The sequence below is a fragment of the Brevundimonas sp. GW821-FHT12C05 genome (assembly GCF_058807475.1).
Genome location: NZ_JBXAQS010000001.1, coordinates 1,530,175 through 1,544,265 on the forward strand (window position 1 = coordinate 1,530,175; position 14,091 = coordinate 1,544,265).

The following is a 14,091-nucleotide window of genomic DNA, read 5'->3' on the forward strand; positions in this document are numbered from 1 at the left end:
GGTCAGTTCAGATCTCCACGCCGGCTGTCGGCGTTGCTCAATTGGTTTCGCCCGAAGACGATGAAGCCGACGCCGACCAGCGCCATCACTCCGCCGACGATCGCCAGCACGTCCATTCCCGGGCCGAACAGACCGGTCAGGCTCGCCAAAGCCAGCCCCGCCCCGATCACGACATCGCTGACGCCGACCCAGAAATAGATCTGCCCCAGCTTCTTGGGATCCTGCTCAGCCATCACAGACCCTCCCTGAGACGGCGCTTGTGATGCTGAGTGCGCATGAACCGGCCGGCCAGAAACAGCACCCAACCGGCGGCCACCGCGCCGAACGCGACCACCGTCAGCGTCTGGTCGGCGGGCAAGCCGCCGTACCGGGTGCCCAGGACATAGCCGGCGCCGACCACGACCAGCGCCAGCCCGCCCAACCGGTACGGACGGCCCACGGCCATCAGTTCCTTGCGGTAGGCGGCGCGGCCTTCTTCGGTTTCGATATCGGGCAGGCTCATGACGCCCTGCCCTTGCGCGCCCGCATCAGGTTGGCGATCCCGAGAAGCACGAACATCGCGCCGACGCCGTAGAACGCCGCCTCTTTTCCCATCCAGGCGGCCAGGCACCACATCGCACCCGCGGCGATGAACAGGCCCGAGGCGACTTGGGGGCTGAGAGTCGGCTTCTGGCTCATGCCGTCACCGGATCGCTGTTGGGCAGCTTCTTGATCGGCTTGGCGGCCGAGCCGTCATACAGCTTGGCGTCGGTCAGGGTCAGGGCCCCGCCTTCCGGCTCCGAGCTGGCGCGGCCGACGCGGCTGCCCGGCTTGGGCTTTTTGCCGGCGGCGAAGTCGTCGATGATCTGCGCCATGTTCTCGGCGGTCAGATCCTCGAAATAATAGTCGTTGATCATCGCCATCGGGGCGTTGGCGCAGGCGCCCAGGCATTCGACCTCTTCCCAGGTGAAGCGGCCGTCGGCGCTCAGGGTCTGCTTGGGTCCGATCTTCTTCTTGCAGACGTCCATCAGGTCGCCGGCGCCGCGCAGCATGCAGGGCGTGGTGCCGCACACCTGGATCAGGGCCGCCGAGCCGACCGGCTCCAGCATGAACATGGTGTAGAAGGTCGCGACCTCCAGCACCCGGATGAAGGGCATGCCCAGCAGTTCGGCGATGGCGCGGATGGCGGGCTCCGAGACCCAACCCTCCTGCTTCTGGACCAGCCACAGGATCGGGATCACCGCCGACTGGCGACGGTTCTCGGGATATTTGGCGATCCACCAGTCGCACTTGGTCTTGGTCGCCTTCGAGAAGGCGAACGAGGCCGGCTGTTCCTTGGCGAGACGACGAACGCTCATCGGTCCACTTCTCCGAAAACGATGTCGAGCGAGCCCAGGATGGCGGACACGTCGGCCAGCATGTGGCCGCGGTTCATCCAGTCCATCGCCTGCAGCGAGCGGAAGCCCGGCGCCGAGATCTTCACGCGATACGGTTTGTTGGTGCCGTCCGACACCAGATAGATGCCGAACTCGCCCTTGGGCGCCTCGACCGAGGCGTAGACCTCGCCCTCGGGCGTCCGGAAGCCTTCGGTGTAGAGCTTGAAGTGGTGGATCAGCGCTTCCATCGAGCGCTTCATCTCACCGCGTTTCGGCGGGACGATCTTGTTGTCCTCGATCATCACCGGCTCGCCGGGGCAGTTGCGCAGCTTGTGGATGCACTGCTCCATGATCCGCACCGACTGCTTCATCTCTTCGATGCGGCACAGGTAGCGGTCCCAGCAGTCGCCGTTCTTGCCGACGGCGATGTCGAACTCGAGCTCGGCGTAGCATTCATACGGCTGCGACTTGCGCAGATCCCACGGGATGTCCGAGCCGCGGATCATCACGCCGGTGAAGCCCCAGTCCAGGGCCTCCTGCTTGGACACCACGCCGATGTCGACGTTGCGCTGCTTGAAGATGCGGTTCTCGGTGACGAGGCTTTCGATGTCCTTCAGCGCCGCCGGGAAGGTCTGGCACCAGCGGCCGATGTCGTCGATCAGGTCCATCGGCAGGTCCTGGTGGACGCCGCCCGGACGGAAATAGTTGGCGTGCAGGCGAGCGCCGCAGGCGCGCTCGTAGAACACCATCAGCTTCTCGCGTTCCTCGAAGCCCCAGAGCGGCGGCGTCAGGGCGCCGACGTCCATGGCCTGGGTCGTCACGTTCAGCAGGTGGCTCAGGATGCGGCCGATTTCCGAGTACAGAACGCGGATCAGCTGGGCGCGGTACGGAACCTCGACGCCGAGCAGCTTCTCGATCGCCAGGCAGAAGGCGTGCTCCTGGTTCATCGGCGCGACGTAGTCGAGGCGATCCAGGTACGGCACGTTCTGCAGATAGGTCCGCGCTTCCATCAGCTTCTCGGTGCCGCGGTGCAGCAGGCCGATATGCGGATCGACGCGGGTGACCAGCTCGCCGTCCAGCTCCAGCACCAGGCGCAGCACGCCGTGCGCGGCCGGGTGCTGCGGGCCGAAGTTGATGGTGAACTTGCGGTCGTCCATCGCCTTGGCGTGGTCGGTCCGGCCGTCGTGCGGCAGGTCGTCGAACACGTCGGTTCCGACGGGGGCCGGGATGGTGTTGGAATCAGCCATCAGCCCTTCACCTTCTCGTCGCCCGGCAGGACCGGGGCGGGATACTCAGCGCCTTCCCACGGCGACAGGAAATCGAAGTTGCGGAACTCCTGGGTCAGTTTGACGGGTTCGTAGACCACCCGCTTCTGCTCCTCGTCGTACCGGACCTCGACATAGCCGGTCATCGGGAAGTCCTTGCGCAGCGGATGTCCCTGGAAGCCGTAGTCGGTCAGCAGGCGGCGCAGGTCCGGATGGCCCTCGAACAGCATGCCGTACATGTCGAACGCCTCGCGCTCGAACCAGTCGGCGCAGGGGAAGACCGACACGGCGCTCGGCACCGGCTGGACCTCGTCCGTCGTCACCTTCACGCGAATGCGCGCGTTCCGGGTCAGCGACAGCAGGTGATAGACCACCTCGAACCGCTCTTCCCGGTCCGGGAAGTCCACGCCGCACAGGTCCAGCAGCTGCTGGAAGCCGAAGCGGTCCCTCAGCACCGTCAGCACGTCGACGATCTTCTCGCGGTCCGCGATCAGCGTCAGTTCGCCGAAGGCCACCTGCGCCTGCACGCCCAGCTCGGCCACCATCTCGGCGCCCAGCGGCGTCAGGGCGGTCTCGAGTTCCTGTTGCTTCACCAGAGAGGTCATCGGTCGATGGTCCCCGTGCGGCGGATCTTCTTCTGCAGCTGCAGCAGCCCGTACAGCAGCGCCTCCGCCGTCGGCGGGCACCCGGGCACATAGGCGTCGACCGGGACCACCCGGTCACAACCGCGAACGACGCTGTAGCTATAGTGATAATAGCCGCCGCCGTTGGCGCAGCTGCCCATCGACAGCACATAGCGCGGGTCCGGCATCTGGTCGTAGACCTTACGCAGGGCCGGAGCCATCTTGTTGGTCAGGGTGCCGGCCACGATCATCAGGTCAGACTGGCGCGGGCTGGCGCGCGGGGCCATGCCGAACCGCTCCATGTCGAAGCGCGGCATCGAGGCCTGCATCATTTCCACGGCGCAGCAGGCCAGGCCGAAGGTCATCCACATCAGCGAGCCGGTGCGCGCCCAGTTGATGACGTCGTCCAGCGAGGTCGTGATGAAGCCCCGCTCGCCCAGCTCGGCGTTCACGGCCTCGAAGAATTTGTCGTGGATCGCCGGGTCGTAGCCCTCGACGGTCGAGCGCGCCCCCATGCCGAAGGCCACGGGCGACGAAGCGCCCGGCCCCACCGGCGACGCGCCGGAGTTGCCCATGCCGATCAGCGGCACGTTGTTGGTCGTCACTCCCATTCGAGCGCGCCCTTCTTCCATTCGTAGATGAAGCCGACGGTCAGCACGCCGAGGAAGACCATCATCGACCAGAAGGCGAAGATCATGCCCGCGTGCGACAGATCGAACATCGACACCGCCCACGGGAACAGGAAGGCCACTTCCAGGTCGAAGATGATGAAGAGGATCGACACCAGATAGAAGCGCACGTCGAACTTCATGCGCGCGTCGTCGAACGCGTTGAACCCGCACTCATAGGCGGACAGCTTTTCCGAGTCGGGATTCTTGGGGGCCAGCACCCAGGCGGCCAGCATGAAGCCGAGCCCAAGCACCGCCGCGATCCCGAGAAAGATCACGATCGGCAGATATTCGAGAAGGAATGCATTCATCCGGAGGGACCTCGTCCGCCACAGAGGGAGGGGCGGATTCGGCGCTTTCTAGCCCCGGAACTGCCGGGGTTCAAACCCATATGGTGAAAGGTTTTTCTTGCGAATGGTTCGCAGTTTTCCGGGCGACATGTCGCAGGGCCCGCGTCTTGTCCCGAACCGCCGCTTCACGCCTATGGAAGGTTCGCGAAACAATCCGGGGGAGATACGCGGATGGCCATTGGCGCACGGGTCCTGAACGCCGTCGAACGGGTAGGCAATCGCCTGCCCGACCCGGTCTTCCTGTTCCTCTGGCTCATCGGCGGGCTGGTCGCGCTCAGCCTGGTCGGCTCGGGCCTGGGCTGGGCGGCGGTCAATCCGGTCACCGGCGACACCCTGAAGGCGGTCAGCCTGCTCGCGCCCGAGAATCTGGAGCGGCTGATCATCGGCATGCCGCGCACCCTGGCGGAATTCCCGCCGCTGGGCATCGTCATCACCATTATCTACGGCGCCTCGGTCGCTGAGCGCAGCGGACTGTTCTCCACCGCCATCCGCAGCGCCCTGCTGAACGCCCCCAAATCCATCCTGACCCCCATCGTGGTGATCACCGGCATGGTCTCGCACCACGCCTCGGACGCCTCCTATGTCGTGGTCATCCCCCTGGCCGCCGTCATCTTCGCCGCGGCGGGCCGTCACCCGCTGGCGGGTCTCGCCGCCGGCTTCGCGGCCGTGTCGGGCGGCTATGCCGGCAATCTGTTCCCCGGCGCCAGCGACGCCCTGATCCTGGGCATCACCGAACCGGCCGCCCATCTGATCGATCCGTCCTATTCGGTGAACATCGCGGGCAACTGGTTCTTCATCATCGGCGTCGTCGCCGTCTTCACCCCCATCGTCTGGTTCCTGACCGACCGGGTTATCGAGCCGCGCCTGGGGGCGTGGAAGCCCGCCGCCGGCGTCGCCGCGCCCGCGGCGGACGAGAAGACGCCGCTGACCGCCGACGAAAAGCGCGGCCTGCGCTTCGCCGGCCTGACGGTGCTGGGCATGATCGGCCTGTGGACCCTGATCACCCTCCTGCCCGGCTCGCCCTTCGTCGATCCGGACGCCGAGGCCGCCCAGCGCTTCAACCCGCTCTACAAGTCGCTGGCCGCCTTCTTCGCCGTCACCTTCTTCGTCACCGGCGCGGCCTTCGGCGTCGGCTCGCGCACCGTGACCAGCCATCGCGACCTGGTGCGCATGATGCGCGAGGGCATCTCCCAGCTGGCGCCCTACCTCGTGCTGGCCTTCTTCGCCGCCCACTTCGTGGCCATGTTCAACTGGTCGGGCCTGGGACCGATTCTGGCCATCAACGCCGCGGCCGGCCTGCAGCAGATCGACCTGCCCGCCCCGCTGCTGCTCATCAGCGTCGTGTTGGTGTCCTGCTTCTTCGACCTGTTCATCGGCTCGGCCTCGGCCAAATGGTCCGCCCTGGCGCCCATCGTGGTGCCCATGTTCATGCTGCTGGGCATCAGCCCGGAGATGACCACGGCCGCCTACCGCATGGGTGATTCCGTCACCAACATCGCCACGCCGCTGATGAGCTACTTCCCGCTGATTCTGACCTTCGCCCAGCGCTGGGACCCGAAATTCGGCCTGGGATCGCTGATGTCGACCATGCTGCCCTACGCCGGAGCCTTCCTGGTCGCCGGCCTGGCCATGGTCGCCGCCTGGGTCGCCTTCGACCTGCCGGTGGGGCCCGGCGTCGGCGTCCACTATGAACCGCCGCCGCCCGCCGTGGCCGCCCAGCTGCCCGCGGACGGCGGCGTGGCGGGCCCCGCGGCGCCGCCGGAAGCCGCCGCGGTGGCGGGTCCGGGGGTCGCCAACCGCTGATCCGGATTTTCCTTATCCGACGCGCTTGACGCGCCCGGCGAGCCCGCCTAAACGACGCCCCTCGCCGCGGCGCACCAGCGCTTCGGCCGGGAAACGCGGGTGTAGCTCAGTTGGTTAGAGTGCCGGCCTGTCACGCCGGAGGTCGCGGGTTCGAGCCCCGTCACTCGCGCCATTCCTTCTTCTGAAGGGATGGCGCACCGCCCTTCCCTCCATCGATACCGATGACAACAAAACGGCCGCTCCCTTCGGAGCGGCCGTTTGTGTTTGTCCCTCACGGGGGAACTCGACGGTCATCACGGAACGCTAGCTGCCGCATGCGCCCAATCAGGTGCGCTCAGCGGCGGGGCGGGTTGTCCCGCCAGCACTCACGCAAAGCGGCTTTCGCCGCTTCCCCCCAAGCACCGGCGGAACCCGCGACCGCCGTCCATTGGATGCTGCCGGGGTGGCGCGAGAACTGCCGCGCCCCTCCGCCGACCGTCACCTCGGTAGGACCGGATGACATCAGCGTCGGCGGCACGCCTGCAGACGGTGTGGGGCGCTCCAGACCGCGAATTTCCAACTCTGGCGGCGGCAGATTGTTCAAGGTCCACAAGACGCCTTCCAGCGCAGGACAGGATCGACTGTCCGTCCAGCTCACGACACCCTCCGCCCCTTGCGGCCAGGCCGCCCGCCGGGCGACCCATAGCGGCGCCGTTGATCCGTCCCACGCAGACGGCAGGCGGAACGGCTCGAAATAGACCGAGACGGTCTCGATCTCATCGCCCTGGCTGACCATCCAGTACACCGAAGGTTTACGCCCCGCGAATTCCGCCGTCTGCGCCGCCGAAACGGCTTCGGCCGAAGCTTGGGACGATGCCGGAGCGGCCGTTCCCAGCATCGCGGTGAGAAACACGGCGGCGATCAGTTCGTGCATGGGACACCATTCGGATTAACTTCGGGCCCGACGGTGCCCGACTGGACGCCCGCGTCGGCATTCTCTTCAGTGTAGACGTTGATGCGCGCGCCGCCGCCCGGCGCTTGGGTCGCAATATAGATCCGTGCGAACCCGTCGGCATTCCGGGCGAAATCGATGCTGGGGAGCCAGGTTCGATCCGCCCCGGACGGCACCTGCCCACCGGGATGGGAATGGATCATGCCGATTATCGTTGATCCATTTGGACAGCCGTCGAAATCGACATCGACGGTGGGATGGATTGTCTGTGGGACGCCATTCTCGTCGAGACGGGTCCGGGGCACCCCATTCTCATCCAGGAAAGTTTCGCCGAGATAGACGACCGGGCCGGGAGAAATGACGCCTGTTGAAAACTCGCAAAGGACCATGCCGTACTCACGCGCGGCGAGATCCCGGTGTCCGTCCTCCTCTTCTGCCTTATCCAGCATCTTATCGAGAGCGTCGGCCGCCGCCGCGTCAGTGTTCCAGTGGCGCCGCCGCGACGGCGCCAAACAGGGATCGACAACGCCGCCACCCGGTTCGCCCGTTGGAAAAGTGATCGTCGTGCCGGGGGGGCGCCTTTGGCCGACGGAGATGACATCGTCCAGCAGCAGCATTGGCACATTGTAGGACCAGCCTGTCGCGTCATCGCCGTACACGACGATATCGTCTTCGGAGAACGCGACAGCGCCGTCCGGTGCGGTCTCTAGTCCTCGGGAATTTATGAAAACACAATCGCTATCTGGGCTGTCCCACCACGTATAACGGTTGTCCGGCGTGTGGTTCAGGGCACCGGCTTCGGAAGCATCAAGGCCGTTGTAGAAGCCCGATTCTATCGTGTTGCTCTCCAACTCGAGCAACGCGGTCCGCAGCTCCGATTCATAGGCAGCGTAGAGGTCATTGAAGCGCAGTGGCCTCTCCCATCGATTGCAAGCAAAGAGGTTCACACGCACCGATCTTGCGAGTCAATCGCAACATGACGATGACAGGCGGGCGAGTTTACGATTGGAGCGCCAGTGGTGTCGGTCGACGGGATCATACCCGTTCAGCGTCCGCCGGGATGTCTGACCCTCGCCTGCCGCTCGCCAGATAAAGCAAAACGGCCGCTCCCTTCGGAGCGGCCGTTTGTCTTTGCCCCCAGGCGGCGGCCCGGGCGTGCCTATTGCCGTCCGGCGATCAGCACGTTCTGCACGCGGCGGCCCAGCGGGTCGCGCGATTGCCAGGTGTCGCCGACATCGGCCTCGATCAGCGCCGTGCAGAAGCGCGGGATCAGCATGTTGGGGCGCATATGAGTCAGGCAGATCCGCTCGCCCTGCACGCTCCAGCGCGCGGCCAGTCGGCGCCCGTCCGAGAACTGGGCGGCGTAGCTGCCGTCCGGATTGAACCAGTGTTTGACCCAGCCGCCGTCCGGATACCGGGACATGACGGTGTTGCCGAAGGCGGAATTCATATCGGCCCGACCCGGACCGGCGGCGAGACAGGCGACCGCAACGGTCGCCACGGCTAGCGCACGCAGCATGCAAATACCCTCACATAGACCCTTCCCGATGCGGACATTAACATCGTGTTAGGTTCTGCCAACCCCGGAACGCCGTCACACGAATAGTTGACTATCGCGCAGGGGCTTCTATATGCGGCCCACGTTACGGGACAGGACTGGCGAATTCGCGCCGCCCGCTCGCCCACGGCACAGGGCGGTTCCGAGACATCGCACGACGGCCCGATGCGCGGGACGTCCTTCCACAGTCCCAAGGACCCATGACAGAATTCTCGCAACTGGGCCTCTCGCCCACGACCCTGCAAGCGGTCGCCGATACCGGCTATACGACCGCCACCCCCATTCAGGCCGCCGCCATTCCGGTGGCCCTCGCCGGCCGCGACGTCCTGGGCATCGCCCAGACCGGCACCGGCAAGACCGCCGCCTTCACCCTGCCCCTGATCGACCGGCTCCAATCCGGCCGCGCCCGCGCCCGCATGCCGCGCGCCCTGGTGCTGGCCCCGACCCGCGAACTGGCCGACCAGGTCGCCGAAAGCTTCGCCAAATACGCCAAGGGCACCAAGCTGAACTGGGTGCTGCTGATCGGCGGCGTCTCCATGGGCGACCAGGTCGCCGCCCTGAACAAGGGCGTGGACGTGCTGATCGCCACCCCGGGCCGCCTGATCGACCTGTTCGAACGCGGCAAGATGCTGCTGACCGGCGTCGAGATCATGGTCGTCGACGAAGCCGACCGCATGCTCGACATGGGCTTCATCCCGGACATCGAGAAGATCTTCAAACTGACGCCGCCCAAGCGCCAGACCCTGTTCTTCTCGGCCACCATGCCGCCGGAAATCACCCGGCTGACGACGCAATTCCTCAAGGATCCGACCCGGATCGAGGCCTCGCGTCCGGCCATGACCGCCGACACCATCACCCAGTACATCGTCCGCATCCCGACCTCGGACCCCAAGGCCAAGCGCACCGCCCTGCGCGCCCTGGTCGGCCGCGAGGACGTCCGCAACGGCATCGTCTTCTGTAACCGCAAGTCGGAAGTCGACATCGTCGCCAAGTCGCTCAAGCTGCACGGCTTCGACGCCGCGCCGATCCATGGCGACCTGGACCAGTCCCTGCGCATGAAGACCCTGGCGGACTTCCGCTCGGGCGCGCTGAAGATCCTGGTGGCCTCCGACGTCGCCGCGCGCGGCCTGGACATCCCGGACGTCAGCCACGTCTTCAACTACGACGTCTCGCACCACGCCGACGACTATGTGCACCGCATCGGCCGCACCGGCCGCGCCGGCAAGCTGGGCCAGGCCTTCATGATCGTCACCCCCGCCGACGACAAGTCGCTGGATAAGGTGCTCAAGCTGATCAAGATGGACCCGCAGGAGCTGACGCTGGACGGCATCGACTTCGCCGCCATCAAGGACCAGCCGCGCCGTGACAGCGGTCGTGACGGGGGCCGCGGCGACAAGCGCGGCCGCACCCGCGGCGAACGCCCTGCCCGCGCCCGCTCCGAGGACACGCCGGTCGACGCCGCGGTCGAACAGCCCGCCGTCGCCGAAGTCGAAGCCCCCGCCGCCGAGGAGGCCGCCCCCGCCCGCCGCAGCCGCAGCCGTCGGGGCGCCAAGCCCGTCGTGGAGGCTCCGGTCGAGGCGGCTCCGGTCGCCGAAGCCGCGCCCGAGGCCGTCGCGCCCGTGGTCGAAGCCGCGCCCGCTCCCGAGCCGCGCGAACCTCGCGAACCGCGCCGCGAGCGGGGCCGTGGCCGCGATCGTGACCGGGACCGCAACACCGACCGCCGCGAAGCCGCCCCCGCGGACGACGCGCGCGCCGGCAACGGCCGCCCGTTCGGCGAGGCCGACATCCCGGCCTTCCTGCGTCGCCCGGTGACGATCAAAAACTGACGGTTTTTCTGGGACTCTTACGGTTACGCTTAACCCGGTGTTACCGATCAGCGTTCTAGCGTCCTTCCGCTGTATTCGTTCGTCAGGGGCGGATGCATGGGGAAGAATTCCGCATGACCTTGTCGGTCGAGACCACGCTCCGGGGACCGGAAGCCTATAATCTGTCGCGTCGGGTGATCGATGAGATGGAAAGCGTGGGCGTCTGGCCCACCCCGCTCAATTTCGAGCTCTGGCTCCACTATCTGGGCGACCCCGACGGCGCCCTGGGCCGCGAGATCCAGCGCATCCTGGCTGCTGAAGAGCCCTTCACCGAGGCCACCGCCGACATGCTGGCGGCCGAATACCTGCCGCGCGGGCGCCTGACCGAAGAGATTCGCGACGCCGGCCGGGTGCTGGACCGCGAACTGTCCAGCGTCGCCGACGCCATCTCCCGGGCCCACAAGTCCCAGGCCGCCTACGGCCAGACCCTGGACAAGGCCGCCAGCAGCATCGACGCCGCCGGCGACGGCGAGGCCCTGAAAACCATCGTCGGCGGCCTGAGCACCGCCACCCGCCGGGTCCAGCGCGAGAACGAAACGCTGGAGAAGAAGCTCGACGCCTCCACCAAGGAAGTCGCCCGCCTGCGCGAACACCTGGAACAGGTCCGCCGCGACGCGATGACGGACGCCCTGACCAACCTGGCAAACCGCAAGGCCTTCGACGAGCATCTGGCCGCCGCCTGCGAGCAGGTCGAAGCCAACGGCGAGCCGATGGTTCTGGCCGTCCTCGATGTCGATCACTTCAAGCGCTTCAACGACACCTGGGGTCACCAGACCGGCGACCAAGTCCTGCGCTACGTCGCCAGCGTCATCGGCCGCTATGGCCAGCCGCCGCGCATCGCCGCCCGCTACGGCGGCGAGGAGTTCGCCATCATCTTCCCGCGCGAGAACGCCAAACAGGTCGAGGTCGCGCTGGAAGCCATCCGCAAGGAGATCGCCTCCCGCTCGCTGCGCCGCCGCTCCACCAACGACGAACTGGGCGCGGTGACCATCTCGGCCGGCTTCGCGGTGCGGCGTCCGGGCGAGACGGGTTCGACCCTGCTGGAACGCGCCGACGCGGCCCTCTACGCCTCCAAGCGGGCGGGCCGGAACCGGGTCACCTCGGCCGAAGCCCTCGACGTCGCCGCCTGAACGGTTGGCCTGACGCCAGAACAGGTCATAGTCCCCCCCATGCGCAGCTTCGCCTTCGCGATCGCCTACTGGTCGCTGTCCATCGTCTATACCCTGGCCGCCTGTATCGCGGCCCTGGCGCCCGGCCGCGGGGCCACCGGCTGGATCATCCGCCGCTATGTGAAGCGGATGGTGCAGGCCATGCGCGTGCTGGCCGGCATCCGCATCCAGTATCGCGGCGAGGACCGACTGCCGCAGGGCGCCTTCATCATCGCCTCCAAACACCAGAGCTGGGGCGACGGCTTCGCCACCTACGACCGCTTCCAGGACCTGGCCTTCGTCACCGGCGACCACCTGGAGAAATTCCCGCTGCTCGGCACGGTGCTGCGCAAGCTGGGGGCCATCGTGGTCAACAACTGCGGCGGCCGCGCCGCCCGCGACGCGCTCAAGCACCGCGCCGCCGACGCCCACGCCGAGGGCCGCAAGATCCTGATCTATCCCGAGGGCAACCTGGCCAAGGTGGGCGAGAAGTACCGCTACCGCTCGGGCGTCTGGCACATGTACCGCGACTTCGACATGCCGGTCGTGCCCGTGGCCACCAACCTGGGTCTGTTCTGGCCGCAGGAGGCGTTCCAGAAGAACCCGGGCACGGCCACGCTGGAGTTCCTCGATCCGATCCCCACCGGCCTGCCCAAGGACGAGTTCCTGGCCCGGCTGGAAGCCGCCGTCGAAGGCCGCACGGCCGAACTGATCGCCGAGGCCACGGGCAATCCCGTCACCCCCGCCGTTCAGGTGCCGACGCCGGACGAGGTGAAGAAGGCTCAGGTTTCAGAGCGAGGGACGTGAAACTGCTGTTCTTGCGTACCGCGTAGATTTCGCGCCTAACTAGCCAATGGATGATGAGATTGATCCCACCGTCTTCGCTGAGATGGAGAGAGCATTCTTCAGTGAAGAAGTTCAGCGCAGCATTGAAGTCATCAAGCGAGCTGCTCATCACGATATCGGTGACGGCCTGACAAAGCCCTTCACGGCATTCCATGCGTACATCACCAACCCAGAACCCACTTTCATTACAATCTGGCGCTCCGATCCGAAAAGTGAGTGGCGGTACCACCAGCTCGTGAATGGTGTTCTCGGAAATGTTCGGGGAGCTCTTGGGGCGGTCACCTACCACCACAACAATCTTGGGCAAATCGAAGCCGAAATACGCGCCGGACTGTCTCAGATTGACTTCCGATCCGCACTTAAAAACTCAACAATCGGACTTGGTGGAACGCAAAAACTAGATATCGAGTACCAATCCTACGTCATCGCCTACCGACGATGCCTGGATTACCTGACATACGCGCTTTCGGCATACTTCGGACGCGGCTCTCATTCTTTCCGGCGCATGGACCGAGGTCTCGCAGGAGTACGCGAGGTCGCCGTCTCACAGGCACTTCTTGAGGTGCGCCGACGCTACGAGGACGCCTTCCGCTTTGTGATGGGTGTTGAAGGAAATATCTCGCTACGAGATCGCATTGCCCACAAGGAATTCGTGGGCGCTGGCTGCTTCAACCTAACTCCATTTGGCGTCAGCCTCGTTGGTGGCGGTGAGGATCTAGCACCTCGATACGATGCCGATCAGAGCCCTCTCTCTGCTGCCTTGAACAGTCGCACCGAAAATCTATTCACCTGCATATCCGATATGCTCGAGACTTTTGAAGGCGCAACCAGAACTGAAACTGCCAATCCCAAGTCTTCGAACTCTTAGGCCGCCGGGATCACCGCGCCTTCGTACTTCTGCGCGATGAAGTCCTTGACCGCCTGGCTGCGCAGGGCGCGGGCCAGGGCCTGCACGCGCGGGTCGTTCTGGTTGTCGGGGCGCGCCACCAGATAGTTCACATAGGGGCTGTTCGCCCCCTCCAGCACCAGGGCGTCGGCGCGCGGCTTCAGGCCCGCATCCAGCGCATAGTTGGTGTTGATCACCGCCGCGTCGACCTGCGGCAGGATGCGCGGGATGGTCGCCGCCTCGACCTCGCGGAAGACCAGGCCCTTCGGATTGCCGGTGATGTCGCGCACCGTCTGCAGCGGGTTCTGGCCGTCGCGCAGGGTGATCAGGCCCGCCGACTGCAGCAGCAGCAGCGAGCGTCCGGTGTTGGAGGCGTCGTTGGGCAGGATCACCTGCGCCCCGTTCGGCAGGGCGGCCAGCGCGGCGTGCTTGCGCGAATACAGGCCCAGCGGCTCGACGTGGACGCCGGCGACGGTGATCAGGCTGGTCCCGCGCGCGGCGTTGAACTCATCCAGATAGGGCTTGGTCTGGAAGTAGTTCACGTCCAGCCGGCGCTCGGCCAGCTGCACGTTCGGCTGGACGTAGTCGTTGAAGACCTTGATCTCGATCGGCACGCCCTCGGCGGCCAGGATCGGCTTCACGACCTCCAGGATCTCGGCGTGCGGCACGGCGGTCGCGCCGACCAGCAGCGGGCCGCCCTCGGCGCCCTTCTTCTCCCCGCCCGCGCCGCAGGCAGCGAGCGTCAGCAGGGCGGCGGCGGAAAGCAGGAGCGAACGACGGATCATGGCTTGGC

Annotated in this window: 17 protein-coding genes and 1 tRNA gene; 6 read left to right on the top strand and 12 right to left on the bottom strand. The window is 66.2% G+C overall.

Annotation, left to right across the window (positions count from 1 at the left end; translation table 11 throughout):
- Positions 1-2: 2 nt before the first annotated feature.
- From AC1RRF_RS07285 to AC1RRF_RS07320, 8 genes are all read right to left on the bottom strand, one after another.
- Positions 3-233, bottom strand: coding sequence for a hypothetical protein (locus AC1RRF_RS07285; protein ID WP_492833768.1), 231 nt, complete (start codon positions 231-233; stop codon positions 3-5).
- Complete coding sequence (locus tag AC1RRF_RS07290) at positions 233-502, bottom strand: hypothetical protein (RefSeq protein ID WP_492833769.1); 270 nt, start codon at positions 500-502, stop codon at positions 233-235. The genes AC1RRF_RS07285 and AC1RRF_RS07290 overlap by 1 nt, the downstream gene beginning before the upstream one ends.
- Positions 499-678, bottom strand: coding sequence for a hypothetical protein (locus tag AC1RRF_RS07295; RefSeq protein ID WP_492833770.1), 180 nt, complete (start codon positions 676-678; stop codon positions 499-501). Before AC1RRF_RS07295 ends, AC1RRF_RS07290 begins: the two co-directional genes overlap by 4 nt.
- Entirely contained in the window at positions 675-1,337 is a 663-nt protein-coding gene (nuoE, locus tag AC1RRF_RS07300) for an NADH-quinone oxidoreductase subunit NuoE (protein WP_492312945.1), read from the bottom strand. Before nuoE ends, AC1RRF_RS07295 begins: the two co-directional genes overlap by 4 nt.
- Positions 1,334-2,512 carry an NADH-quinone oxidoreductase subunit D gene (locus tag AC1RRF_RS07305; protein WP_492834149.1) on the bottom strand — a complete coding sequence of 393 codons (1,179 nt, stop codon included), beginning with the start codon at positions 2,510-2,512 and terminating at the stop codon, positions 1,334-1,336. Before AC1RRF_RS07305 ends, nuoE begins: the two co-directional genes overlap by 4 nt.
- 89 nt (positions 2,513-2,601) lie before the next feature.
- Entirely contained in the window at positions 2,602-3,225 is a 624-nt protein-coding gene (locus AC1RRF_RS07310) for an NADH-quinone oxidoreductase subunit C (protein ID WP_492833771.1), read from the bottom strand.
- The gene (locus tag AC1RRF_RS07315) at positions 3,222-3,875 is read right to left on the bottom strand and encodes a NuoB/complex I 20 kDa subunit family protein (RefSeq protein WP_492312943.1); all 654 of its coding nucleotides are present in this window, start codon (positions 3,873-3,875) and stop codon (positions 3,222-3,224) included. Before AC1RRF_RS07315 ends, AC1RRF_RS07310 begins: the two co-directional genes overlap by 4 nt.
- Positions 3,845-4,222: an NADH-quinone oxidoreductase subunit A gene (locus AC1RRF_RS07320; RefSeq protein ID WP_492312942.1), complete on the bottom strand. Its 378-nt coding sequence runs from the start codon at positions 4,220-4,222 to the stop codon at positions 3,845-3,847. The genes AC1RRF_RS07315 and AC1RRF_RS07320 overlap by 31 nt, the downstream gene beginning before the upstream one ends.
- 210 nt (positions 4,223-4,432) lie before the next feature.
- On the opposite strand from AC1RRF_RS07320, the gene AC1RRF_RS07325 reads away from it, so the two are divergent.
- On the top strand, positions 4,433-6,064 hold the full coding sequence (locus AC1RRF_RS07325; protein WP_492833772.1) for an AbgT family transporter: 1,632 nt from the start codon (positions 4,433-4,435) through the stop codon (positions 6,062-6,064).
- A gap of 95 nt (positions 6,065-6,159) precedes the next feature.
- Positions 6,160-6,236 (top strand) — tRNA-Asp (locus AC1RRF_RS07330).
- 162 nt (positions 6,237-6,398) lie between these two features.
- Here AC1RRF_RS07330 and AC1RRF_RS07335 read toward each other — a convergent pair.
- The 3 genes from AC1RRF_RS07335 to AC1RRF_RS07345 form a co-directional block, all read right to left on the bottom strand.
- A complete protein-coding gene (locus AC1RRF_RS07335; RefSeq protein WP_492833773.1) occupies positions 6,399-6,977 on the bottom strand; it encodes a hypothetical protein in 579 nt (192 codons plus the stop codon).
- Positions 6,965-7,942, bottom strand: coding sequence for a hypothetical protein (locus tag AC1RRF_RS07340; RefSeq protein ID WP_492833774.1), 978 nt, complete (start codon positions 7,940-7,942; stop codon positions 6,965-6,967). Before AC1RRF_RS07340 ends, AC1RRF_RS07335 begins: the two co-directional genes overlap by 13 nt.
- 212 nt (positions 7,943-8,154) lie before the next feature.
- Positions 8,155-8,514, bottom strand: a complete 360-nt coding sequence (locus AC1RRF_RS07345; RefSeq protein WP_492833775.1) for a hypothetical protein — start codon at positions 8,512-8,514, stop codon at positions 8,155-8,157.
- Positions 8,515-8,753: 239 nt separating this feature from the next.
- Here AC1RRF_RS07345 and AC1RRF_RS07350 point away from each other — a divergent pair, with 239 nt between their 5' ends.
- The 4 genes from AC1RRF_RS07350 (at position 8,754) to AC1RRF_RS07365 (ending at position 13,280) form a co-directional block, all read left to right on the top strand.
- Positions 8,754-10,379 (top strand): DEAD/DEAH box helicase, encoded by a 1,626-nt coding sequence (locus AC1RRF_RS07350; RefSeq protein WP_492833776.1) that lies wholly within the window; start codon positions 8,754-8,756, stop codon positions 10,377-10,379.
- A gap of 113 nt (positions 10,380-10,492) precedes the next feature.
- Positions 10,493-11,548 (top strand): GGDEF domain-containing protein, encoded by a 1,056-nt coding sequence (locus AC1RRF_RS07355; RefSeq protein ID WP_492833777.1) that lies wholly within the window; start codon positions 10,493-10,495, stop codon positions 11,546-11,548.
- Positions 11,549-11,587: 39 nt separating this feature from the next.
- Positions 11,588-12,373 carry a lysophospholipid acyltransferase family protein gene (locus AC1RRF_RS07360; protein WP_492833778.1) on the top strand — a complete coding sequence of 262 codons (786 nt, stop codon included), beginning with the start codon at positions 11,588-11,590 and terminating at the stop codon, positions 12,371-12,373.
- 46 nt (positions 12,374-12,419) lie between these two features.
- Positions 12,420-13,280, top strand: coding sequence for a hypothetical protein (locus AC1RRF_RS07365; RefSeq protein WP_492833779.1), 861 nt, complete (start codon positions 12,420-12,422; stop codon positions 13,278-13,280).
- Here the strand turns inward: AC1RRF_RS07365 and AC1RRF_RS07370 are convergent.
- Positions 13,277-14,083, bottom strand: coding sequence for a MetQ/NlpA family ABC transporter substrate-binding protein (locus AC1RRF_RS07370; protein WP_492833780.1), 807 nt, complete (start codon positions 14,081-14,083; stop codon positions 13,277-13,279). The genes AC1RRF_RS07365 and AC1RRF_RS07370 overlap by 4 nt on opposite strands.
- Positions 14,084-14,091 lie beyond the last annotated feature (8 nt).

Excerpts from the sequence above, each read along its gene's own strand:
- AC1RRF_RS07285 (WP_492833768.1), bottom strand. The coding sequence starts at position 233 with ATGGCTGAGCAGGATCCCAAGAAGCTGGGGCAGATCTATTTCTGGGTC.
- AC1RRF_RS07290 (WP_492833769.1), bottom strand. The coding sequence starts at position 502 with ATGAGCCTGCCCGATATCGAAACCGAAGAAGGCCGCGCCGCCTACCGC.
- AC1RRF_RS07295 (WP_492833770.1), bottom strand. The coding sequence starts at position 678 with ATGAGCCAGAAGCCGACTCTCAGCCCCCAAGTCGCCTCGGGCCTGTTC.
- nuoE (WP_492312945.1), bottom strand. The coding sequence starts at position 1,337 with ATGAGCGTTCGTCGTCTCGCCAAGGAACAGCCGGCCTCGTTCGCCTTC.
- AC1RRF_RS07305 (WP_492834149.1), bottom strand. The coding sequence starts at position 2,512 with ATGGACGACCGCAAGTTCACCATCAACTTCGGCCCGCAGCACCCGGCC.
- AC1RRF_RS07310 (WP_492833771.1), bottom strand. The coding sequence starts at position 3,225 with ATGACCTCTCTGGTGAAGCAACAGGAACTCGAGACCGCCCTGACGCCG.
- AC1RRF_RS07315 (WP_492312943.1), bottom strand. The coding sequence starts at position 3,875 with ATGGAAGAAGGGCGCGCTCGAATGGGAGTGACGACCAACAACGTGCCG.
- AC1RRF_RS07320 (WP_492312942.1), bottom strand. The coding sequence starts at position 4,222 with ATGAATGCATTCCTTCTCGAATATCTGCCGATCGTGATCTTTCTCGGG.
- AC1RRF_RS07325 (WP_492833772.1), top strand. The coding sequence starts at position 4,433 with ATGGCCATTGGCGCACGGGTCCTGAACGCCGTCGAACGGGTAGGCAAT.
- AC1RRF_RS07335 (WP_492833773.1), bottom strand. The coding sequence starts at position 6,977 with ATGCACGAACTGATCGCCGCCGTGTTTCTCACCGCGATGCTGGGAACG.
- AC1RRF_RS07345 (WP_492833775.1), bottom strand. The coding sequence starts at position 8,514 with ATGCTGCGTGCGCTAGCCGTGGCGACCGTTGCGGTCGCCTGTCTCGCC.
- AC1RRF_RS07350 (WP_492833776.1), top strand. The coding sequence starts at position 8,754 with ATGACAGAATTCTCGCAACTGGGCCTCTCGCCCACGACCCTGCAAGCG.
- AC1RRF_RS07355 (WP_492833777.1), top strand. The coding sequence starts at position 10,493 with ATGACCTTGTCGGTCGAGACCACGCTCCGGGGACCGGAAGCCTATAAT.
- AC1RRF_RS07360 (WP_492833778.1), top strand. The coding sequence starts at position 11,588 with ATGCGCAGCTTCGCCTTCGCGATCGCCTACTGGTCGCTGTCCATCGTC.
- AC1RRF_RS07365 (WP_492833779.1), top strand. The coding sequence starts at position 12,420 with ATGGATGATGAGATTGATCCCACCGTCTTCGCTGAGATGGAGAGAGCA.
- AC1RRF_RS07370 (WP_492833780.1), bottom strand. The coding sequence starts at position 14,083 with ATGATCCGTCGTTCGCTCCTGCTTTCCGCCGCCGCCCTGCTGACGCTC.